Annotated in this window: 10 protein-coding genes and 8 pseudogenes; 9 read left to right on the top strand and 9 right to left on the bottom strand. The window is 42.3% G+C overall.

Annotated elements, in window-relative coordinates; all coding sequences use genetic code 11:
* The first annotated feature begins 25 nt into the window (after positions 1-25).
* Together OCV19_RS07505 and OCV19_RS07500 are read left to right on the top strand one after the other, a co-directional pair.
* A pseudogene (locus tag OCV19_RS07505) lies at positions 26-1,558 on the top strand (IS3 family transposase).
* A 181-nt stretch (positions 1,559-1,739) separates the two neighbouring features.
* Positions 1,740-2,354 carry a hypothetical protein gene (locus tag OCV19_RS07500; RefSeq protein ID WP_065677686.1) on the top strand — a complete coding sequence of 205 codons (615 nt, stop codon included), beginning with the start codon at positions 1,740-1,742 and terminating at the stop codon, positions 2,352-2,354.
* Here the strand turns inward: OCV19_RS07500 and OCV19_RS07495 are convergent.
* Positions 2,296-3,825 (bottom strand): annotated as a pseudogene (locus OCV19_RS07495) (IS3 family transposase). The gene OCV19_RS07500 and the pseudogene OCV19_RS07495 sit on opposite strands and share 59 nt — an antisense overlap.
* Positions 3,826-3,887: 62 nt before the next feature.
* Between OCV19_RS07495 and OCV19_RS07490 the strand changes: the two are divergent.
* Positions 3,888-4,628 (top strand): annotated as a pseudogene (locus tag OCV19_RS07490) (IS110 family RNA-guided transposase); the annotation flags it as partial.
* 481 nt (positions 4,629-5,109) lie between these two features.
* On the opposite strand, the pseudogene OCV19_RS07485 reads toward OCV19_RS07490, so the two are convergent.
* The 3 genes and pseudogenes from OCV19_RS07485 to OCV19_RS07475 form a co-directional block, all read right to left on the bottom strand.
* Positions 5,110-6,375, bottom strand: a pseudogene (locus OCV19_RS07485) (IS4 family transposase).
* 84 nt (positions 6,376-6,459) lie between these two features.
* The gene (locus OCV19_RS07480) at positions 6,460-6,933 is read right to left on the bottom strand and encodes a hypothetical protein (RefSeq protein WP_065677588.1); all 474 of its coding nucleotides are present in this window, start codon (positions 6,931-6,933) and stop codon (positions 6,460-6,462) included.
* A gap of 13 nt (positions 6,934-6,946) precedes the next feature.
* Positions 6,947-8,533, bottom strand: coding sequence for a tetratricopeptide repeat protein (locus tag OCV19_RS07475; protein WP_065677587.1), 1,587 nt, complete (start codon positions 8,531-8,533; stop codon positions 6,947-6,949).
* Positions 8,534-9,177: 644 nt separating this feature from the next.
* On the opposite strand from OCV19_RS07475, the gene OCV19_RS07470 reads away from it, so the two are divergent.
* A complete protein-coding gene (locus OCV19_RS07470; RefSeq protein WP_065677586.1) occupies positions 9,178-10,053 on the top strand; it encodes a sigma-70 family RNA polymerase sigma factor in 876 nt (291 codons plus the stop codon).
* An 824-nt stretch (positions 10,054-10,877) separates the two neighbouring features.
* On the opposite strand, the pseudogene OCV19_RS07465 reads toward OCV19_RS07470, so the two are convergent.
* From OCV19_RS07465 to OCV19_RS25080, 4 genes and pseudogenes are all read right to left on the bottom strand, one after another.
* A pseudogene (locus tag OCV19_RS07465) lies at positions 10,878-11,768 on the bottom strand (ISL3 family transposase); the annotation flags it as partial.
* 89 nt (positions 11,769-11,857) lie between these two features.
* Positions 11,858-12,598: an IS21-like element ISVch3 family helper ATPase IstB gene (gene istB / locus OCV19_RS07460; RefSeq protein WP_065677598.1), complete on the bottom strand. Its 741-nt coding sequence runs from the start codon at positions 12,596-12,598 to the stop codon at positions 11,858-11,860.
* 10 nt (positions 12,599-12,608) lie between these two features.
* A pseudogene (gene istA / locus OCV19_RS07455) lies at positions 12,609-14,137 on the bottom strand (IS21 family transposase).
* Positions 14,138-14,246: 109 nt separating this feature from the next.
* On the bottom strand, positions 14,247-14,666 hold the full coding sequence (locus OCV19_RS25080) for a transposase family protein (protein WP_306345536.1): 420 nt from the start codon (positions 14,664-14,666) through the stop codon (positions 14,247-14,249).
* Between the two features lie 94 nt (positions 14,667-14,760).
* Here OCV19_RS25080 and OCV19_RS07445 point away from each other — a divergent pair.
* Together OCV19_RS07445 and OCV19_RS07440 are read left to right on the top strand one after the other, a co-directional pair.
* A pseudogene (locus OCV19_RS07445) lies at positions 14,761-14,955 on the top strand (IS630 family transposase); the annotation flags it as partial.
* A gap of 258 nt (positions 14,956-15,213) precedes the next feature.
* A pseudogene (locus OCV19_RS07440) lies at positions 15,214-16,170 on the top strand (integron integrase).
* Here OCV19_RS07440 and OCV19_RS07435 read toward each other — a convergent pair.
* The gene (locus OCV19_RS07435) at positions 16,165-16,395 is read right to left on the bottom strand and encodes a helix-turn-helix domain-containing protein (RefSeq protein ID WP_065675545.1); all 231 of its coding nucleotides are present in this window, start codon (positions 16,393-16,395) and stop codon (positions 16,165-16,167) included. The pseudogene OCV19_RS07440 and the gene OCV19_RS07435 sit on opposite strands and share 6 nt — an antisense overlap.
* A 98-nt stretch (positions 16,396-16,493) precedes the next feature.
* Between OCV19_RS07435 and OCV19_RS07430 the strand changes: the two genes are divergently transcribed.
* From OCV19_RS07430 to OCV19_RS07420, 3 genes are read left to right on the top strand one after another with little or no spacing between them, the layout of a single operon-like run.
* Positions 16,494-16,730 (top strand): hypothetical protein, encoded by a 237-nt coding sequence (locus tag OCV19_RS07430; RefSeq protein ID WP_065675546.1) that lies wholly within the window; start codon positions 16,494-16,496, stop codon positions 16,728-16,730.
* Complete coding sequence (locus OCV19_RS07425; protein WP_065675547.1) at positions 16,723-17,934, top strand: Arm DNA-binding domain-containing protein; 1,212 nt, start codon at positions 16,723-16,725, stop codon at positions 17,932-17,934. The genes OCV19_RS07430 and OCV19_RS07425 overlap by 8 nt, the downstream gene beginning before the upstream one ends.
* Before the next feature lies 1 nt (position 17,935).
* Positions 17,936-18,244, top strand: a complete 309-nt coding sequence (locus tag OCV19_RS07420; RefSeq protein ID WP_065675548.1) for a hypothetical protein — start codon at positions 17,936-17,938, stop codon at positions 18,242-18,244.
* Positions 18,245-18,728: the final 484 nt, after the last annotated feature.

Below are 18,728 nucleotides of genomic sequence, written 5' to 3'. Positions count from 1 at the left end.
CCAGTTTGGGCGATAAAGAGTAATTGTGTCTCGTATCTCAGTAGAAAGAAAAGAAGCTATATTGAAGAAGCTGTTGCCTCCCTATTCAATGTCAGTTAAAGAAGTGTCGGAAGAGGAAGGAATTAGCACTGCGACCCTGTATCATTGGCGCAAGCAACTCAGACGTTCAGGAGCCGCAGTGCCAAATAGCAACACTTCATCAGAGCAGTGGTCTGCTCAAACTAAACTCGCCATCGTCGCTGAAACCTATTCTATGACTGAAAATGAACTCAGCCAATATTGTCGAGAGAAGGGCTTGTACCCTGAGCAAGTACAGACTTGGCGCAGCGAGTTTGTTCAAGGAGTCATGTCGAACAAAGAGAGTGAAGCACAAGCCAAAAAACAGGCTAAAGCTGACAAACTTGAAATCAAAGAGTTGAAGAAAGATTTACGACTCAAAGAAAAAGCGCTCGCTGAAACGGCCGCCCTCTTGGTACTAAGAAAAAAGCTGCGAGCCTTTTACGGGGAAGAGCCAGAGGACGACTAACCTCCACCGATGAAAGGCAGAGCATAGTGGCTCTTATCTTGGAGGCGAAGCAACGCGGATGCCGCTTAGAGCCAGCTTGCCATGAAGTTCAAATCGACTTGAGAACGTATCGTCGCTGGTATCAGCAAGGTGAAGTTCAAGCTGACAAAAGGCCGATATGCGTCAGACCTGAGCCTGCTAACAAGCTGTCGCAGGAAGAGCGAGATGCGATAATCGAGGTGTGTAACCGCCCTGAATTCGCAAGCTTACCTCCGACTCAAGTCGTCCCAACACTGCTTGATAAAGGTGAGTATATCGCCTCTGAGTCGAGTTACTATCGGGTGCTGACTGCACGAGGGCAACTTCACAAACGAGGTCGTCAGCGGAGTAGACAGAAGCAAGCGAAGCCAACAAGTTACACAGCTACGGACTCGAACCAAGTCTACACATGGGATATCACTTACTTACCTTCAAAGGTTCGAGGCCACCACTATTACCTGTATGTCATCGAGGACATCTACAGCCGAAAAGTCGTTGGTTATGAAGTGTATGAGCGTGAGTGCGGTGAGCTGGCGTCACAACTTCTGCAACGGACGTTGATGCGAGAGCAGTGCTTCAATCAAGCGCTGGTTCTTCACTCAGATAACGGTGCGCCTATGAAGTCGCTGACGTTCAAAGCTAAAATGGAAGAGTTAGGTATTACCTCATCGTATAGCCGCCCGAGAGTCAGTGATGATAACCCGTATGTCGAGTCATTGTTCCGCACGGTAAAGTACATACCAAGCTGGCCAACAAAGGGCTTTGAAACTCGACAGTAGTCGAAGTTGGGTTGAAGACTTCGTACGCTGGTACAACACCGAGCACAAGCACAGTAAGCTAAATTACGTCACGCCTTCAGAGCGTCACAATGGAAAAGATAAAGAGATCTTGAAGCAGCGTGCTGAGGTATTGCTCGCTGCAAAACGCCGAAAACCTGAGCGATGGCCTGGTGATATCAGGAACTGTGAGCCTGTCGGTGACGTTCACCTAAATCCAGAAAGAGAAGCTGCTTAATAAGTAAGCAAATGATGACAACTACCTTGAAAAACACCGCTTTTGCGGGTTGCCTGTTTCTGAAGATATCTGTACATCTTCAACACCTAGTCTATTTTGGGACGAGTTAGAAACAAACACTATAGTTCGAGTTGAACATTGGCACTCTACGGGGCTTTTTTTTTTCAAAGATATAGTACGAATGATGCCAAACGAAGATGATGTATTAAATTGGTCAAAACAACAATTTACGCTATCACCCCGCACTCAGGCTTGGATTAAGCAGGACTTATCTTTTGATATAAAAAACATTTTTCTTACCAATCAGGTTTTCGTACCCGTTCTACAAGATGAGCTTCTAGACGATATAGATTTAGGAAATGAGGAACATCAAATTGAACTCAACACCTCAGCTGAGGGGCTATTTTCACAATTTATAGCTTCTGCTGAATACGGTCGCTTCCTAACCGATTCATTTTCATCATATAGTTGTAAAAATATATCGTATAAAACTCATCAATATCGTAATCAATTAATGAAAAAGAGTTATGTCAAAAACTGGGAAGTTCGTCAGCCTAAGTCTACTGAAGACGAAATGATAATTGCTGGGTTTAAATCCCGTATTGATTTGATGTCAGAAGAAAAGAGCCAAGACAGTCCAAGCAGCCCTCCCAGTGGATTAAGGCACCGTCTTCGTAGCAATAGAAGAGTTGAAAAAGCGGTGTTTTTCAAGGTAGTTGTCATCATTTGCTTACTTATTAAGCAGCTTCTCTTTCTGGATTTAGGTGAACGTCACCAACAGGCGCACAGTTCCTGATATCACCAGACCACCGCTCAGGCTTTCGCTGTTTTGCAGCGAGCAATACCTCTACACGACGCTTCAAGATCTCTTTATCTTTTCCATTGTGACGCTCTGAAGGCGTGACGTAATTTAGCTGACTGTGCTTGTGCTCGGTGTTGTACCAGCGTACGAAGGCTTCAACCCAACTTCGGCTACTATCGATTGTTTCAAAGCCCTTTGTTGGCCAGCTTGGCATGTACTTTACCGTGCGGAACAATGACTCAACATACGGGTTATCATCACTGACTCTTGGGCGACTATACGATGAAGTAATACCTAACTCTTCCATTTTGGCTTTGAACGTCAACGACTTCATCGGCGCACCATTATCGGAGTGAAGAACCAGCGCTTGATTGAAGCACTGCTCTCGCATCAACGTTCGTTGCAGAAGTTGTGACGCCAGCTCACCGCATTCATGCTCATACACTTCATAACCAACAATTTTTCGACTGTAGATGTCCTCAATGACATACAGGTAATAATGTTGGCCTCGAACTTTTGAAGGTAAGTAAGTGATATCCCACGTATAGACTTGGTTCGAGTCCGTCGCTGTGTAACTGGTTGGCTTCGCTTGCTTCTGTCTGCTCCGCTGACGACCTCGTTTGTGAAGTTGCCCCTGCGTACTCAACACTCGGTAGTAGCTCGACTCAGAGGCGATATACTCACCTCTATCAAGCAGTGTCGGGACGATTTGAGTTGGAGGCAAGCTTGCGAACTCAGAGCGGTTACACACCTCGATTATCGCATCACGCTCTTCCTGCGACAGCTTGTTAGCAGGCTCAGGTCTGAGGCATATTGGCCTTTTGTCAGCTTGAACTTCACCTTGCTGATACCAGCGACGATACGTTCTCAAGTCGATTTGAACTTCATGGCAAGCTGGCTCTAAACGACATCCGCATTGCTTCGCTTCAAGGATAAGAGTCACTATGGTCTGCCTTTCATCGGTTGAGGTTAGTCGTCCTCTGGCTCTTCCCCGTAAAAGGCTCTCAGCTTTTTCTTAGTACCAAGAGAGCGGCCGTTTCAGCGAGTGCTTTTTCTTTGAGTCGTAAATCTTTCTTCAACTCTTTGATTTCAAGTTTGTCAGCTTTAGCCTGCTTCTTTGCTTCAGCTTCCTGCTCTTTACTCGACTTAAACCCTTGCATACAATCGCTGCGCCAGCTTTGATTTGCTCTGAAAAGACCTTTTCACGACAATATTGGCTGAGTTCACTTTCTGTCATTGAGTAGGTTTCAGCGACGATGGCGAGTTTAGTTTGAGCAGACCACTGCTCTGATGAAGTGTTGCTATTTGGCACTGCGGCTCCTGAACGTCTGAGTTGCTTGCGCCAATGATACAGGGTCGCAGTGCTAATTCCTTCCTCTTCCGACACTTCTTTAACTGACATTGAATATGGAGGCAACAGCTTCTTCAATATAGCTTCTTTTCTTTCTACTGAGATACGAGACACAATTACTCTTTATCGCCCAAACTGGTTAAATTTTAACAGTGACAACTACCCTGCCAGATAGGGCTAATGCCGCTATCCAAATTGGTATCAAGTACAGCCGTCCAAAGTCCTTAGAACAACAATCTATGCATTCTTTAGAAACCAGCCGTAGGTTCTTATCTCGTAGTGTGGTTTCCCTAGCGCTTCACATTCGAGGAACGATTTTGGGCTACGGCATAGCAAACCCTAGAGGTGAAAAAGGTTTAAAAGCATCGGTTCAAACTGTACTAGATGGAGATACATCAATACCAGCAAATGTTGTATCCGTTCTGTCCATGTTGTGGGAGCAATATAAAGAACTGAAAGCAAAACTCATCGCGTTCGAAAAAGAGAAAAATGCTTTAACCCGTCAGATAGAACCATGCCAACGATTAATGGAAATTGAAGGGGTTGGTGAAACAACAGCTGCGATGCTTTATACAACTCTTGGTGATGGAAAGCAGTTCAAGAATGGAAGGCAAGCTTCAGCGTTTGTTGGTCTTACGCCCAAACAACACAGCTCAGGTGCTAAGGTCTTTATGGTTGGGATCGATAAATGCGGTGGTGTGAAAGAGCTACGCTCTCTTCTCTATCTTGGTGCAATGTCTTATGTTGGACGACTACCCGAAAAACCGAAGACTCAAAAGGATGCTTGGTTGAGGAGTATCATAGATCGTATCGGATTCAAGAAGGCCTGCATTGCACTAGCTAACAAAGTGGTACGGACTGCATGGGCAATGTTACGGTATGAGTCTGAATATAAACCTGTTTTACTCACTAATTAATTATTAATAAACTCTTAAATTTTACAAAATGATGATGCATAAAAGGTAAGACCAACCTACTGAAAACCTGGCCATTCTGTCATGCTAAGCAAGCTGCTAACTCGATAAGGACAGTAGGTGCGCAAAACATCAAAGGCTAGAAGGTAGCGCCTTCAATTAGAAGCCGAATATACGACCGCATCTTAACTTTTATTGCCAAAATCACTTTGTAAATACGTGGATTCCATATACAAAATGGGGCAGCAATTGGTTAGAGTAAATGATCTAAATTGGTTTTGGAGAAACGATTTAGATAAATAGCTCTAAATCGTTTCTAAAAGATGAGAAAAAGTAACTTGAAAACTCAGATGCTACTACCATCGTCCATCTAGCGAGCGCAAAATAACGACCTGTTTAGATCAAAGCATTGAACTTTCTTGCTGCTGTTTCTTTTTCTCCTCTTGTTCACTCTGGACATTAAAAGCTTTTCATAGACTGAACCTTAAGCATTAAGACCAGCATAAATCCCGTCTAACGTGATGTTTTTCTTTGACTTCCTCTGGGCGGACTTTTGTGCGTTCTTAAATATATAGCTAGAGGCCCATTCCAGTTTATTACCTATTTCTGACCATGCCTTGTGGCTGATACATTCAAATATGGGCAACAGCCACACATCCACATTTTTTGCCGCCTTAAACAGCGAGACCGATGGCATTATCTGAAGCGCAGTACTGCGCCTGATGATCAGCGAGAGTAAACTGGCCCAGATAAGCCCATCAACGATGGCCTTTTGTGCGGTGACAAATCGTTGCCAGTTTGTGTGAGATTTTAATTCTTTAAAAAGCAACTCCACCTGCCATCGACAGCGGTAGATCGCCATTATGTCATCAGCAGTATAGGTACCTGAAGGCAAGTTAGTTAACCAAATACAGAATCGCTTTTCTTCGGCAAACCAACGTCTTACCACTCTAAATTCTTGCTTACCACTACGAACTTTAAGGTCGAGTACCTGTGAGCGATTAGTACCTCGAGTGATGTCTTTGAGCTTCTTTCCTTCTAGTTTAGATAAATGCCGGCCCTGACCGTTTCTCGCTTCTATAACATGAGGATTCAGGGACTTTGCTCCTCGAAAATATAGAAACCACCATACAGTTCAAGCTCAGTAAAGAATTGGAAGTCAGGGTACCCTGCGTCAGCCAACAACAATTTGTTACTCATTGTTTTGGGGCGGGCAAAAGTCTCTTTCTGATGCTGTATCAGCGCTGATGCTCATTGCGACTGGAGAAAAGCTTTTTAAAGACATTGTCATATGGCATTCAACTGCGGCTGGATTGCGTTTAAATCGGCTCGGGTAAACGTTCGAAAGGTCACGATGAATGTGGAAAGAGCTACCATCTTGAAGCAGCACATCATCAAAGGTGGCGAGTTTATCTGGTAGGTTGGCACTCTGCTGGCGAGCAAACTGAGCTATCGCTCGCATGGCCAATTGGCGCATGAATATCGGAAATTCTTCTTTTCTTAACTGGTTATGGTAGGGCTTATAAGCCACAGTATTTTTAGCGCTTAAGCACATCCCATTGAATTGCCTTAGTAAATCGGCAATAGATGAGCAGTTTCCTTTGCTCAAAGCGGCCACTAGGCTTACTACTAGCTGGTCGGGTAAGATAGCCCGACATCGCTTCATAAGTCCTGTACTTTTCGCCATTTTTTGAAGGCTATCAGCATTAAAGAATTGCTTAAACTGCTTTTGTAGGGAGATAATCGTCATCGGCTTCACGGTTGATATGGGTGGTTTGTTTGGCGACGATTATCTGATCATAAATGAAGCCTTTTTTCTATCTAAATAAATAGCTTAGAGCTTAAGATCCTGTCTATGAAAAGCTTTTAAAAGGTCTGAGTGGATATAATTCATAGATAGCTGAAAGTTCATATGTGGAGCTTCCAATGTAATCTCAGTCTCACCATCTTTGTATGTCGCAGATTTATTCCCAACGAAAGGGATTTTTTGGTTTACTAGTTGATATTTTTTTCCAAGAGTGCCATTCAAATAATCAAACTTATTTTTTGGTAATTCAGTTAAAACCGCAATCAGTTTGTTGGAGCGACTAAAGATCACCGTCACATCATTGATGCCTTCGAATTGTATTTGATTTCGAGGGATCTGATACATATCACCTTGACTATACTTATTGGTACCTTGGTGGGATACATTGTATTTGCTTTTAAGTTGTTCAACAGTAGTTTCACCAATCGTTAGCCCAAATACAGTAGGGTTTGCGAATACTGATTGGCATACAAAGAATAGTGTAAAGATTAATTTCTTCATTTTTAATTCCATTTTAGTAAAGGTGAGTATTGTTTAAGTAACCAATGGTGTGGTTTTTAGGGATATATACCTCTGTCCATTTACTTCCAGAGGACAACACATAAACACGCTGGCCTTGTGGCAATACCAGCAGTTCTTTACTGTCAAAATTACCTTCTTTATAAACTGAAGCTTTTTTGATCTGAACGGTTTTGGTTCTAAGTTTATTCAATATTTCATTTAAATTTGATTGCGCTTTTTTATAATTTTTTTGTGCTGATTTTGCATACCAAAAAGTAGCTAATTGATTACTTTTCCTTACACCTTTACCGCTTTCATATCTTATACCTAAGTTATTCTGAGCAACTTCATCATCTTGCCTAGCTGCTTTTTCGTACCACTTAAATGCTTGATAATCATCCTTTTCTACCCCATTACCCTCTGCATACATAACACCTAGGTTGTTCTGAGCTGCAACTGAACCTTGTTCGGCTGCTTTCTGATACCATTTAAATGCCTTTCTTGAGTTTGCCGTAACCCCTTCACCCTGACTTAGCATCCAACCTAGCCTAAACTCAGCGTCAACAACCCCTGCATTTGCAGCTTTTTCAAACCAATTGTAGGCTTGTGTATAGCTCTTCTCTTTACCATAACCATAATAGTAATGATTTCCAATGAAGTAGTCAGACCAAGAATAATTTTGTTTGCTTGTTTTTGAGAAATATTCGAAAGACTTTTTGTAGTCTTGTTTTATACCATCACCGTAGTAGTACATATGTGCTAAAAAATAGAGCGCAGACTTCGCATGTGGCGCAGCTTCGGTTAGAAGGGAAAATGCTTTACCCGTATCCTTTTCGGTTCCTATACCATACAAGTAATATCTACCTAGTTGCGCTTGACCACCCCAATTGGTTTTAGCGGATTCATTCATCCAATAAAAAGCTTTCTTTTTGTCTATGCGTACTCCCTTTCCTTCTTCATAGATCCAAGATAGGTTTCTTGCTGATGAACCATTCCCCAACTCAGCGGACTTGGTGTACCAGTAGACAGCTTTTTCATAATCTTGAGAAACACCATACCCATTGTCAAAAGCTAAACCTATATAAAAAGAACAACTGTTATAGCTATCAACACATCGTTTATACCATTTTAAGGACTTATCATAATCTTTAGTTGACCAATAATGTTCACCTAGGTTTTTGATTGATTTAGCGTCATCATTTTCAGCTTTTAACCACAATGGGAACAGTTTGTTATTCAGCTCTAGAACTTTGGATGCTCGATCTAATTCGCTATCTGATGCTTTAGTTAAGTATGTTTGTGCATCTTGATATTTTTCTTCTTCAAGCGCATACATACCATAATCATATTGAGCATCTACCAAACCAGAATCTGCCGCTTTTTTAAGCCAATCAATATCTTTATCTGATGGACGATTCGTTGAAGTATAGAGACGATACATTGAACGATTATCGCCTTCTAAAGCCAATTTTTGCCAAGATTCTCTTGCTTTAGCATAATCACCATCTTGGTAGGCTTCTTCTGCCGATTCATATGTAGCTGCACAACCTGACAACATCAACGTGACTATAACACTAGCCAACCACTTGCGTTTTAACATTATCTTTTTCCTTAAAGCGTTGTAATAATTTGTAAATATCATCACATATGCTACAAAGGTCAACTTTATCTTTCAATCAGTTGCAAGTGTAAAATCGTCAGTTATCACTAAATTTAGTTTTACATGTTGAATATAATTGCAGCAAAAATGGTTTCCTTTTGAACTAGTAGGCGTAGTAAGCGTGCTGACAAAGAGAGTGACTACTGAAAATAACTTTTACTAAGGAAAATTTACTTAAAGTAAAGGTGGTTAAGTTTTCACTCTAGCTTGAAAAGGGGCACTTTTGAGCTAGATTGTGCCATAGGTAAAGTGTGCCATAGGTAAAGCTTCAGAACGATGGATCCCATGGACAGACACGAGTTAAGCCTTGCTGTTATAAATCAACAAGGCTCAACCTTTCAAGAGTAAACTAACTCAACCTTCCTCCTTTTAATCTTTTTGTTGACGAAGTATTTATGTACGGTCACCTATCATCGACTTTTTTTAAAATAATAATAACTTCAATATCTTAAACGCTCCGCAAACTAACAGATTAGCTATTATTTTCTATTACTTTTTGAAGAAGATCACACAACCAAATAGTCAACCAAGTGCTTATGAGCTAGATTTGATATTAAATACATCATCGATGGCGTTCGCTCTCAATGCAAAATAAATATAAAGCCAAATTTTATGGAGAAGAACAGTCAATGGCTCGATATATCTCTGACATAGTCGAACACGACTTATTGACTGCTGAAGAAGAATTTTTCCTGTTTGAAAAATATAAAACAGGATGTCGTTCTGCTAGGGATAGGCTCATAATTTGCAACCTCAAACTTGTCGTAAAAACGGCTCGATCCTATTCGCAGAGACTTTGTGTCTCACTTAATCTTTTAGACTTAATCAATGAGGGCAACATCGGCTTGATGAAAGCCATCGACAAATTCGATCATACTTCTGGTGATCGCCTTTCAACTTACGCTACATGGTGGATAAAAGAATCTATCGAATCGTCATTGTTTAATGTGAGCCGAACTGTTCGCATACCTGTCTACAAGTTAAGACTTGCTTACAGAATCTCTCGCATTATGCGCAACAAACATGAGAAGAAATTCATTAGTTTATGTACGGTTCAGAGCATTGCTGATGAGCTGAAGGTTTCTATCTCAGATATTCATGAAGCCATATACATCGTTGGAATAGGATTCGATAGTACAGCTAACGCAGAACCACAACCCCGTTCCATTAAAGAAATGCACTCTGAGTCTATCGTTTGCCCACTTGATTCTCTGTGCAAAACCGAGCTTGAGAGTGACGTAAGAAAACTTATTGAAAACTTGCCAGAGCGAGAGCGTATAGCGGTATCAACTCGTTTCTCAGTCACATCCAGCTCCGACTCTATGGTTAATTTCAAAGATGTAGGGGATGAACTAGGAGTATGTTTTGAACGAGCACGCCAGATCAATAAGCTAGGTATTGAGCGGTTAAGGTTGAGATTAAGGGAGAGAGGGTGGGATCTCTTAACTACCGAAGATTGAAACATTAGCGTGGCTGATTGTACTCTACCGAGTCAAGCTCTAAATGATCAAGGAAAAGGTCGAAGAACTGTATTTTAAATTGTGATAGCTGTTATTAGAGAGACTGAGACTCATTGAATTAGCTTTTTACTCGATGTCTCGCTTGTTATGTTTATTTAGTTCATTTAAGTCGTTTGCTCTCATTCGTAGATATTTAAATGTCAAATAGCCACCAAGAGCAATAGATATAACTAGTAGAGATGATAATACGATTGTCACTTCTGAGTTCATATAGTTGGTTCCAATAATGTACCTCTAATTACTATAGAGGGTATCATACAGTTTGTCGCGATTTTGCCCCTGCCTGTGAAGATAAAGTGACTAAATGGTTGATATGATACATAGCAATTGTTCACAACTAACAGCCCATAAGGATAGATAACTTTTAGTAGGGAAAATGTCCGCATCCTAAACAATGTAGAGTATTCAATCTAAGTGATTTTGGGGCAGAAATGAGTTTGGCAACCTCTCCATTGGTCGATTCTAATCAGAAAAAAACACAACTCCCACAAAGAGCTACGTTTTCTTTCAGTTTACACTCACAATCTTAGATATTAACCATTAAAATTTAGCGTTACACTTTCAGGGAAACATAACATCGTATTTTCCCCAAAACTATCTGATTGATTCATCTCACCTCGCCAATAAAAGCCAATTTATAGGCTATCGCCAACCAACTTAAACGCCTCTTCAGTTTTATGCCCATCAAGGATCAAGTTGATGATGTCGTCTCTATGTTGGGAAGTAGCTGCTGGAAGACTTGCTTTGTTGGCTTTAAAAAAGGTTCATCGCGGCTTTCCGGGGAAAGCCGCTTTTATCTTCATAAAAAAGTAATCCGTATCTCGGTACCCATAGCCCATTCTTTTAATTAACTTAATCTTGTTATTAACCCCTTCCAAGGTGCATGTATTTAAGTGATATAAAGCCGAAGACACTATCCCATGAAGGTACGGTTTCAGTTTTCTAGCAAAGTTTATTAGTGGCTTTACTCCGCTTTCATGAACTTGTTGCCACCATATTTCCCAAAGGTCTTGGGCTTGTTTTTCCGATTCGCAGTACCAGAGTTCCTTGAGCTGAGCACCAAGTAAATGGGTCACCATTAAGTCACGGTTAACCGCAAGTATTTCATCCAGATAGCTTTGCTGCTTGGTATTTAAATTCTCTCTATTTTTCAGTAGTACCCAGCGTGAGCGCTTGACCCAACGCCGTGCACTTTTGTCATCTTTAAGTTGGTTAGCTTGATCTACTCGAACTCTATCCATAACCTCTCGACCAAACTTAGCGACGACATGAAAGAGATCATAGACGATACGGGCATTTGGACAATGAGCTTGAACCTCTAGATCAAAAGCGGTGTTCATATCCATTGCCACAACTTCGATATTTTGAGCATGCTCTCCAAGCATCTCAAAGAAGGGGCGTATGTCTTTACGACTTCTACCTAGACCAATCCAAAGTACTTGATGCGTTTGTGCATCTGCGATAACAGTGGCGTAACGATGGCCCTTGAATATGGCAAACTCATCCATGACCAGTTGACGCAAACGCCCCCAAGGAACCTCAGGTACGACACGCTTGAGACGTTGCTTGTCTATTTCTTTGATGGTGTGCCAGTGCACTCCAGTAAGCTCTGAAATGTGTTTGATGGGTAGCAATGGTAATAGATTACCAATGTAATCAATCAGCTGCGTATTTCGGTGATTGCGATCGCTCGTTTCGGTTTATTCCGATCACCTGATCCTACCGTTTTTCCCTCTTCTTATTTTTACTCTAAGTGATCGGATTGCGCCAGTTTTCTCATTGACTCACCTCCCAGTTCTATTCTATGACTATTGTGTACTAGCCGATCCATTAGCGCGTCCGCGACGGTGGCGTTGCCGATCATGTTGTACCACTCCCTTACAGGTAACTGGCTGATGACGATTGTGCTGCTGTTTTGATAACGCTCTTCCAGCACTTCTAATAAGTGACCCGCATGCTCTTGAGTGAGTTTTTCCATCCCCCAGTCGTCGAGGATCAGTAAGGCTTTCTTAGCCAGCGATTGGAGTTGCTTTTGATAGCTACCATCCAGACGACCAGCGGTCAGGTCGTCAAGCAAGCGAGTTAATCGGTAGTACTTAACCGTTTGTTGTTGGTCACAGGCGCTGGTTGCCAGTGCGCAGGCAAGATACGTTTTGCCTGCGCCTGTTGGGCCTGTAACCAAGATGTTCTGGTGTTTGTATAGATAACTGCCCGTCAGAAGTTCGCTCATCTGTTTACGATTGAGGTTTCGTCCCTCCTTATAGATAAGTTGGCTCGGCTGCGCATCTACTCTCAGCTTGGCTTGTCGTTTTAAGCGTTGGATTTTGCTCTGATTGCGATTCAAGATCTCGCTTTCCAGAAGTAGGCTTAGCCTTTCCTCGAAGTCCAGTTCTGCGTAGGTGGTCAGTTGCTCTTGCTGCTGCTCTAATGCTTTCGCTGCATGGCTCAAGCGTAGGGTTTTGAGTTGGTCGTTCAGTGCATTCATATCCTTTCTCCTAGTGATAACTGTTCGGGCCACGAACATTGCTATGAACAAGATTTGGCGTACTCGTGTTGTCTTTACTCAGTTGTCCTTCACGATTGTTTTCAACAAATTGCTGATGAAGGTGTAATTGGATTTTGTCAGCATCAGCGCATCTTTACAGGCTTGCTCTAGGCGCGATTCGCCATAGGTTTTACTGAGGCTGAGCAAGCCAAGGCAGGAACGATAAGACTGCTCTGGATGAGGCTTGGAGTTCAGCATCTTATTGACGACTTCTCGTGTGGCTGGGCCGATATTGGCTCCCCAGCTAAGCAAGCGCCCTGGCGACCACTTCTGATGTTGATGGTTGCTTGGCATGTGCTCTGGTTGGGTGCTGTTTCCTCGCTCTCTTTGGCTACGTGGATGCTGGGCCACCAAGTTACCTTGATGGTAGATCTGCACCAGGCGATTAGAGGCTTCCAACTCGACATGGTGACCAACAAGTTGATGGGGAACCGAGTAGTAATGACGGCGATATTCGATGTGATAGTCAGGGCCAACTTTGGCTCGTTTAGTTTCGGTATACAGGTAACGCTGCCTAGGCAGTGGCTTTAATGCAGGTTTGTCGAGTTTATCGAACAGCGCTTGGCGGCTGGCGCCATACTGTTTCATCTCACGCTGATTTAACTCATTCATGAGTTCACGGATGGCGAGATTCAACTCTTTAAAAGTGTGGAAGGCTTGGTGTCGCAACCGCATCATGATCCAGCGTTCTACTAGGAGCACGGCATTCTCTGCCTTGGCTTTGTCTTTCGGTTTGTAGGGGCGAGCAGGCATCACGGCTGTTTGATAGTGATTAGCCAGCTTTTGATAGCTGTCGTTCAGTCTCGGCTCATAACGATTGGCTTTGGTGACTGCGCTGCGTAGGTTATCGGGAACTAAGAGTTGTGGTACGCCACCGAAGTGTTCGAACGCATTCGCATGCGCCTCTAACCAGTAGGGCTTCCCTTGGCTGGGAAGGCTTCAACATAAGTAATTGGACGCGCCTAAAGTCGCGACGAACACCTCCGCTTCGCGCACTTCGCCTGTGTCAGGGTTGACCACCTGAAGCCGAGGCCCACAGTAATCGATAAACAGTTTATCACCTGCAACATGAAGCTGGCGCATGCTGCGTTTTTGGGTTTTGAACCAACGAGTGAAGTGCTCGCAGAACTGAGTGTAAGCGTAAGCTTGCTCTTGATATTGCTCATGATACTCCTGCCAGAGCAGCATCTTTGTCATACCTTTACGCCTGAGTTCGACTGCGTATTGAGTGAAGTCTGGCATAACTTTATCTCGACTGACTTTCTTGCCGTGATACAGCGCCTGTGTGAGATCTGCATCGCTGCAACTGTCGGGTAGAGGCCAACCAAGTTGGCTTTGTTTAAAGCGAGTAAGGAGTTCTGATACGGTGGACGGGCCGAGTTTAAGGCAAGAAGCGATACCACGATTTGAGAGACCGCAGTCGTATTTAAGGCGTAATACCTCTTTGATTTTGTTCATTGGAGTTCTCTTTTTGGCCATTGTCGCTTCCTTTCCTTCTTGTTTAAGAAGTAAAGAATAGCGAGCTATTGATTTAAAAGAGAAAAAGGAAGGATTTCGGCCATTACGATCGCGGTTTTCGCTATTCCGATCACCGATTTCGGAGTTTGACTAAAAGTGATCGGATAATCGCGGAATCAGTGATCGGTTTAAACCGAAATGGGTGATCGGATAATCCCGAAATGACTGATCGGAATGCTCCGAAATATGCAATCAGCCGATTAGTGAGGCGAGAATATGGCTTAACCCAAGAAATAGATTCAGTCTTGATACCACAATTTGAACACTTGATGCGCCGAGTCTGGACGAGTAACTCAACGGGTATGCCTAGCATCATCGCATCTTTAAGCGTTCTCCATTGAGTGTCATGGATCGAGTCAGAAGCTTGGCCACAAGAGCAGTATGCCGCGGTATCAGGAATTAAGGTGATAGAGATTAATGAGTCAGTTTTATAAGACTTTACGATCTGAAAGCCTTCCCAGAATGATGATAGGAAAGTATTATTCGGCATGAAAACGGTAGTTTGTGAAAGGTTGTGTTTGGCGATGTAACCTTACCACTAACTACCGTTTTTGTTTTCAGTTCCCGCTAATCTGCAAAGAACCAACTTAAATCCTATAGAGCGGCTTTGGAAAGTAATGAATGAGCATGTGAGGAACAATGTCTATTTTCCCTCCAAAACAGCATTCACCTCTGCTATCAAAAAATTTTTCGATGTGACGTTACCAGAAGTTGCAGGCTCACTTGTATCCAGAATTACAGATAATTTTCAGGTACTGATACCTGCATCTTCAAGTTGAAAGGGTATATTATGCATTTAACATGAAATTGGGTCTAAACATCAAGTGTAAAAACGTGCAAGCACACATTGCCGCCTATGAGACGCTCGTTATCATTCTTAGCTACCCATCAATATACCAATCAATCAATCAATAACTTAGAACCAACTTCTCGTCAAATTCGTGCTCAACCATAGTTAAAAACCACTCTTTTTTAAGCCATTATTTTTTCAACAAGCAATAAACTGTATATATGCACATGGTTTGAAAGGGGAATATATGGCGAGTCAATTCATGCAGGCAATTTGCGAACATATGACGATGCGGGGCTATAGTCGCAGGACAATCAAGGCCTACTGTTATTGGATTAAGTACTACATTCATTTTCATAGGCTTAAACACCCTGAACAGATGCATGCAACTGAGGTTGTGTCCTTTCTTTCTCATTTAGCTAATCAACAAAAAGTAGCCATCAATACTCAAAAGGTTGCCCTCAATGCTCTAGCCTATCTGTATAACCAATTTATTCAGCAACCTCTAGGAGACTTAGGGTTCAGCTACGCCACTCGATCTCGAAAAACTCCTAGCGTACTCAATCATGCGGAAGCTATCTCAGTGATCAATGAAATAGACCCTAAATATCAACTGTTTTTTCGCTTGTTGTATGGTTCAGGTTTGAGAGTATCGGAATGCCTGAGGCTTAGAGTACAAGATATAGACCTAAAACAAGGGTCTCTCACTGTTCATGACGGGAAAGGAAATAAAGACAGAGTGACGATTTTAAGTTTATCACTCACTGAAGCTATACAAGACAAAATTTCACAAGTTGCAGATCTGCTCGCTAAAGATAACTTGAAGGGGTTTGGGCCATCATTGCCTCACCGATTGGGCAAAAAATATCCGAGCGCCTATCGACAACTTGCTTGGATGTACTTATTCCCATCAAAATCCGTCACTCAACATCCAGAGTCGGGAATCGTATGCCGACACCACCTACATGACTCGGTGCTTCGAAAGACGTTGAAAAAAACGACGAACTCTAGCAATTTGCACCATAAGAGGGTTAATTGTCATACCTTTAGGCACAGTTTTGCTACATAACTGCTGGTGTCAGGCACCGATATCAGAACGGTTCAAGAGCTACTGGGACACAATGATGTTAAGACAACTCAAATATACACACATGTTATTGGGCAACACTTTGCTGGCACTCGCAGTCCGTTGGACTCTCTATAGCAAACGAGTTTTCTCATACCAAATAAGCTCTGATACATCACAGTCAAAGTATTCACACAAAGCATCAATTGTCTTTGTCGTCGTCGTATACCCTTCATCTCTAATCATTTTTGCCATAGCGGAGCGCTGAATCCCTATTTCAGCAGCAATTTGAGCTCCAGAGATCTTCCGTCCCTCTTCCTTGGATTTTTTCTCTATAAGTTCCTTTAAGTTATATCTGATCACACATTAATTCCTAAAAGATATATAATGTGTCTTGATAAAACACAAAAGTATGATTAAGCTGAGTTTGTGTCTTGTTAGAATACAAACATGGAGGTCAAATGGACCAATCATTGCTAACAGCAAAAGAACTCGCAGGTCGTATCAAATTTAGCGCCAACTATATCAATTCAACACTGCGAGATTCCATTTTCATCGAAGGTAAACACTATATTCGACCATTCAATGGTAGAAAAATTCTCTACATTTGGGAAGAGGTAGAAGCAGAATTATACCAATCTGCATCACGTAACCTTCAGTATATTCCAATGGCTGGTGGGAGAGTATGTCATGGGTAGTATCAATACACGTAGCGGTAAGCTTTATCTCGACTTCCGTTATGAAGGCGTGCGTTGCCGTGAACAAACAGCTCTCCCTGCAACACAAGTCAACCAGCGTAAGCTACAAAAACTATTACACCAGATTGAGGCCGACATTCGTCTGAGCTGTTTTGTCTATAGTGAATATTTCCCTGAGTCTAAGAAAGCTCAAACATTTTTGAAACAAGACATTCAGGCTCGAAAACGAAAACAAGATTTACTAGGCAATTACAAAACGGCAGTGCAAGAACTTCAAGGGGTTGAAACTATCTTGTTCGAGGACTTCGCGCAGGAATGGTACGACGAAAACGAAGTGCGATGGAAAGAGAGTTATAAAGACAGTATGAAAATCTACTTGTGGTCGTACCTTGTCCCCCACTTCGGGCATGTAGATACAGCGAAAATTACGCGTCCAGATATATTGAAGTATCGAGCCTCATTGGTGAAACCACGACCAAATGGAAAGCAATTGTCCGCTGAGTTCATTAATCATGTCATGACACCACTGCGTATGATCTTGAATGAAGCCGCAGACCGCTACGATTTTCGTTCTACATTTGAAAACATCAAACCACTTCGTGTTGAACGCACCAATGTAAACCCATTTGATTTTAACGAGGTGAACCTGTTTTTATCATCGGTGCGCAGCGATTTTAAAGATTACTTCACCGTCCGTTTCTTTACAGGGATGCGCACCTCAGAAATTGATGGCCTGAAATGGAAATACGTAGATTTTGAACGTGGTTTGATTTCGGTTCGGGAAACTTTTGTACATGGCCGATCTGACACAACGAAAACCTTAAGTTCAACAAGAGATATTCAAATGTCATCCGTTGTTCTTAAGGCCATAAAATCTCAATACAAAGTGACAGGTGATAAGGAGTACGTGTTTTGCAATGCGGCAGGTAACCCTTTAGATAAAGGTAACGTCAGGGACCGAATCTGGAAACCGACACTTAAAAAGTTAGAGATGGAATACCGTCGTCCTTATGAGACTCGACACACGGCTGCGACGCTATGGTTAGCAGCAGGAGAGGCCCCTGAGTGGATTGCTCGCCAAATGGGACATACCACAACAAAAATGCTGTTTACGGTATACAGTCGATATATACCCAATCTCACTAGACAAGACGGCAGTGCTTTTGAAAAATTGTTAAATGCCAATTTAAATGGAGGAAAGTAAAATGGCTTATTCACCACTGGCTATTCATTGCACGAGTTTATGCTGTGACATCCTTCAGGCTCGACATTTTCAACAAATCTCGCATCAAGATATTGATTGGCTTTATGATGAAGTTTACGAACTCATCAAGCAACGCACAGAACTGTGGCCAGATAAGTTTCACCATGAACACACCTTCATTGATTCTGTCGCTCGCGGAGTATTAAAAGCACTGCATATTTGTAAGAACAAACCAAATGCTAGAGATCCCGACTGGTTGCTAATTGCGATGCAATCGCGGATCAACTTTTCATTGAAGAAAACCCATTAATTAAAAGGATTCGGACCAAAATGCCGAGTGAACAAACGTTCATTTGGCTTTTTCTCGTAAAAGTTCATGAACGTTTGAGAAATACATTAAGCCTTTCGTCTGTTAATCTCCATTTTTGTTAAGTTTAAGGTCTATCGCGGTTTTGAGTTCGCCGTGATACCAATGCCTTCCCATTCAAATACCCACCAAGTTCAGGTGACTACTACCCTGCTTGGTCAAAATATTCTGACAACTATTTTTTGAATTTTATGAGTCATAAACAGATTGTGATGCTTAACAGGCTGTCACTACATGGTCACCGTGCGGTCACAAATAGAGTTTGGAATACATGGGTCAATTAAATCACCCAATAATTATTCAAAGTGGTGGGCAAAGGGAAATCGACAAGAATGAAGTTATTTGAGGGGATTTCACACAAACAGACACAAAAAAGCCCACGCTAGGTGGGCTTTTTTGCTTGTTCATAAAGAACGAATTTGGTGCC

Source organism: Vibrio celticus (assembly GCF_024347335.1).
Lineage (GTDB): Bacteria > Pseudomonadota > Gammaproteobacteria > Enterobacterales > Vibrionaceae > Vibrio > Vibrio celticus.
This window is presented reverse-complemented; position numbering and strand designations above follow the sequence as displayed.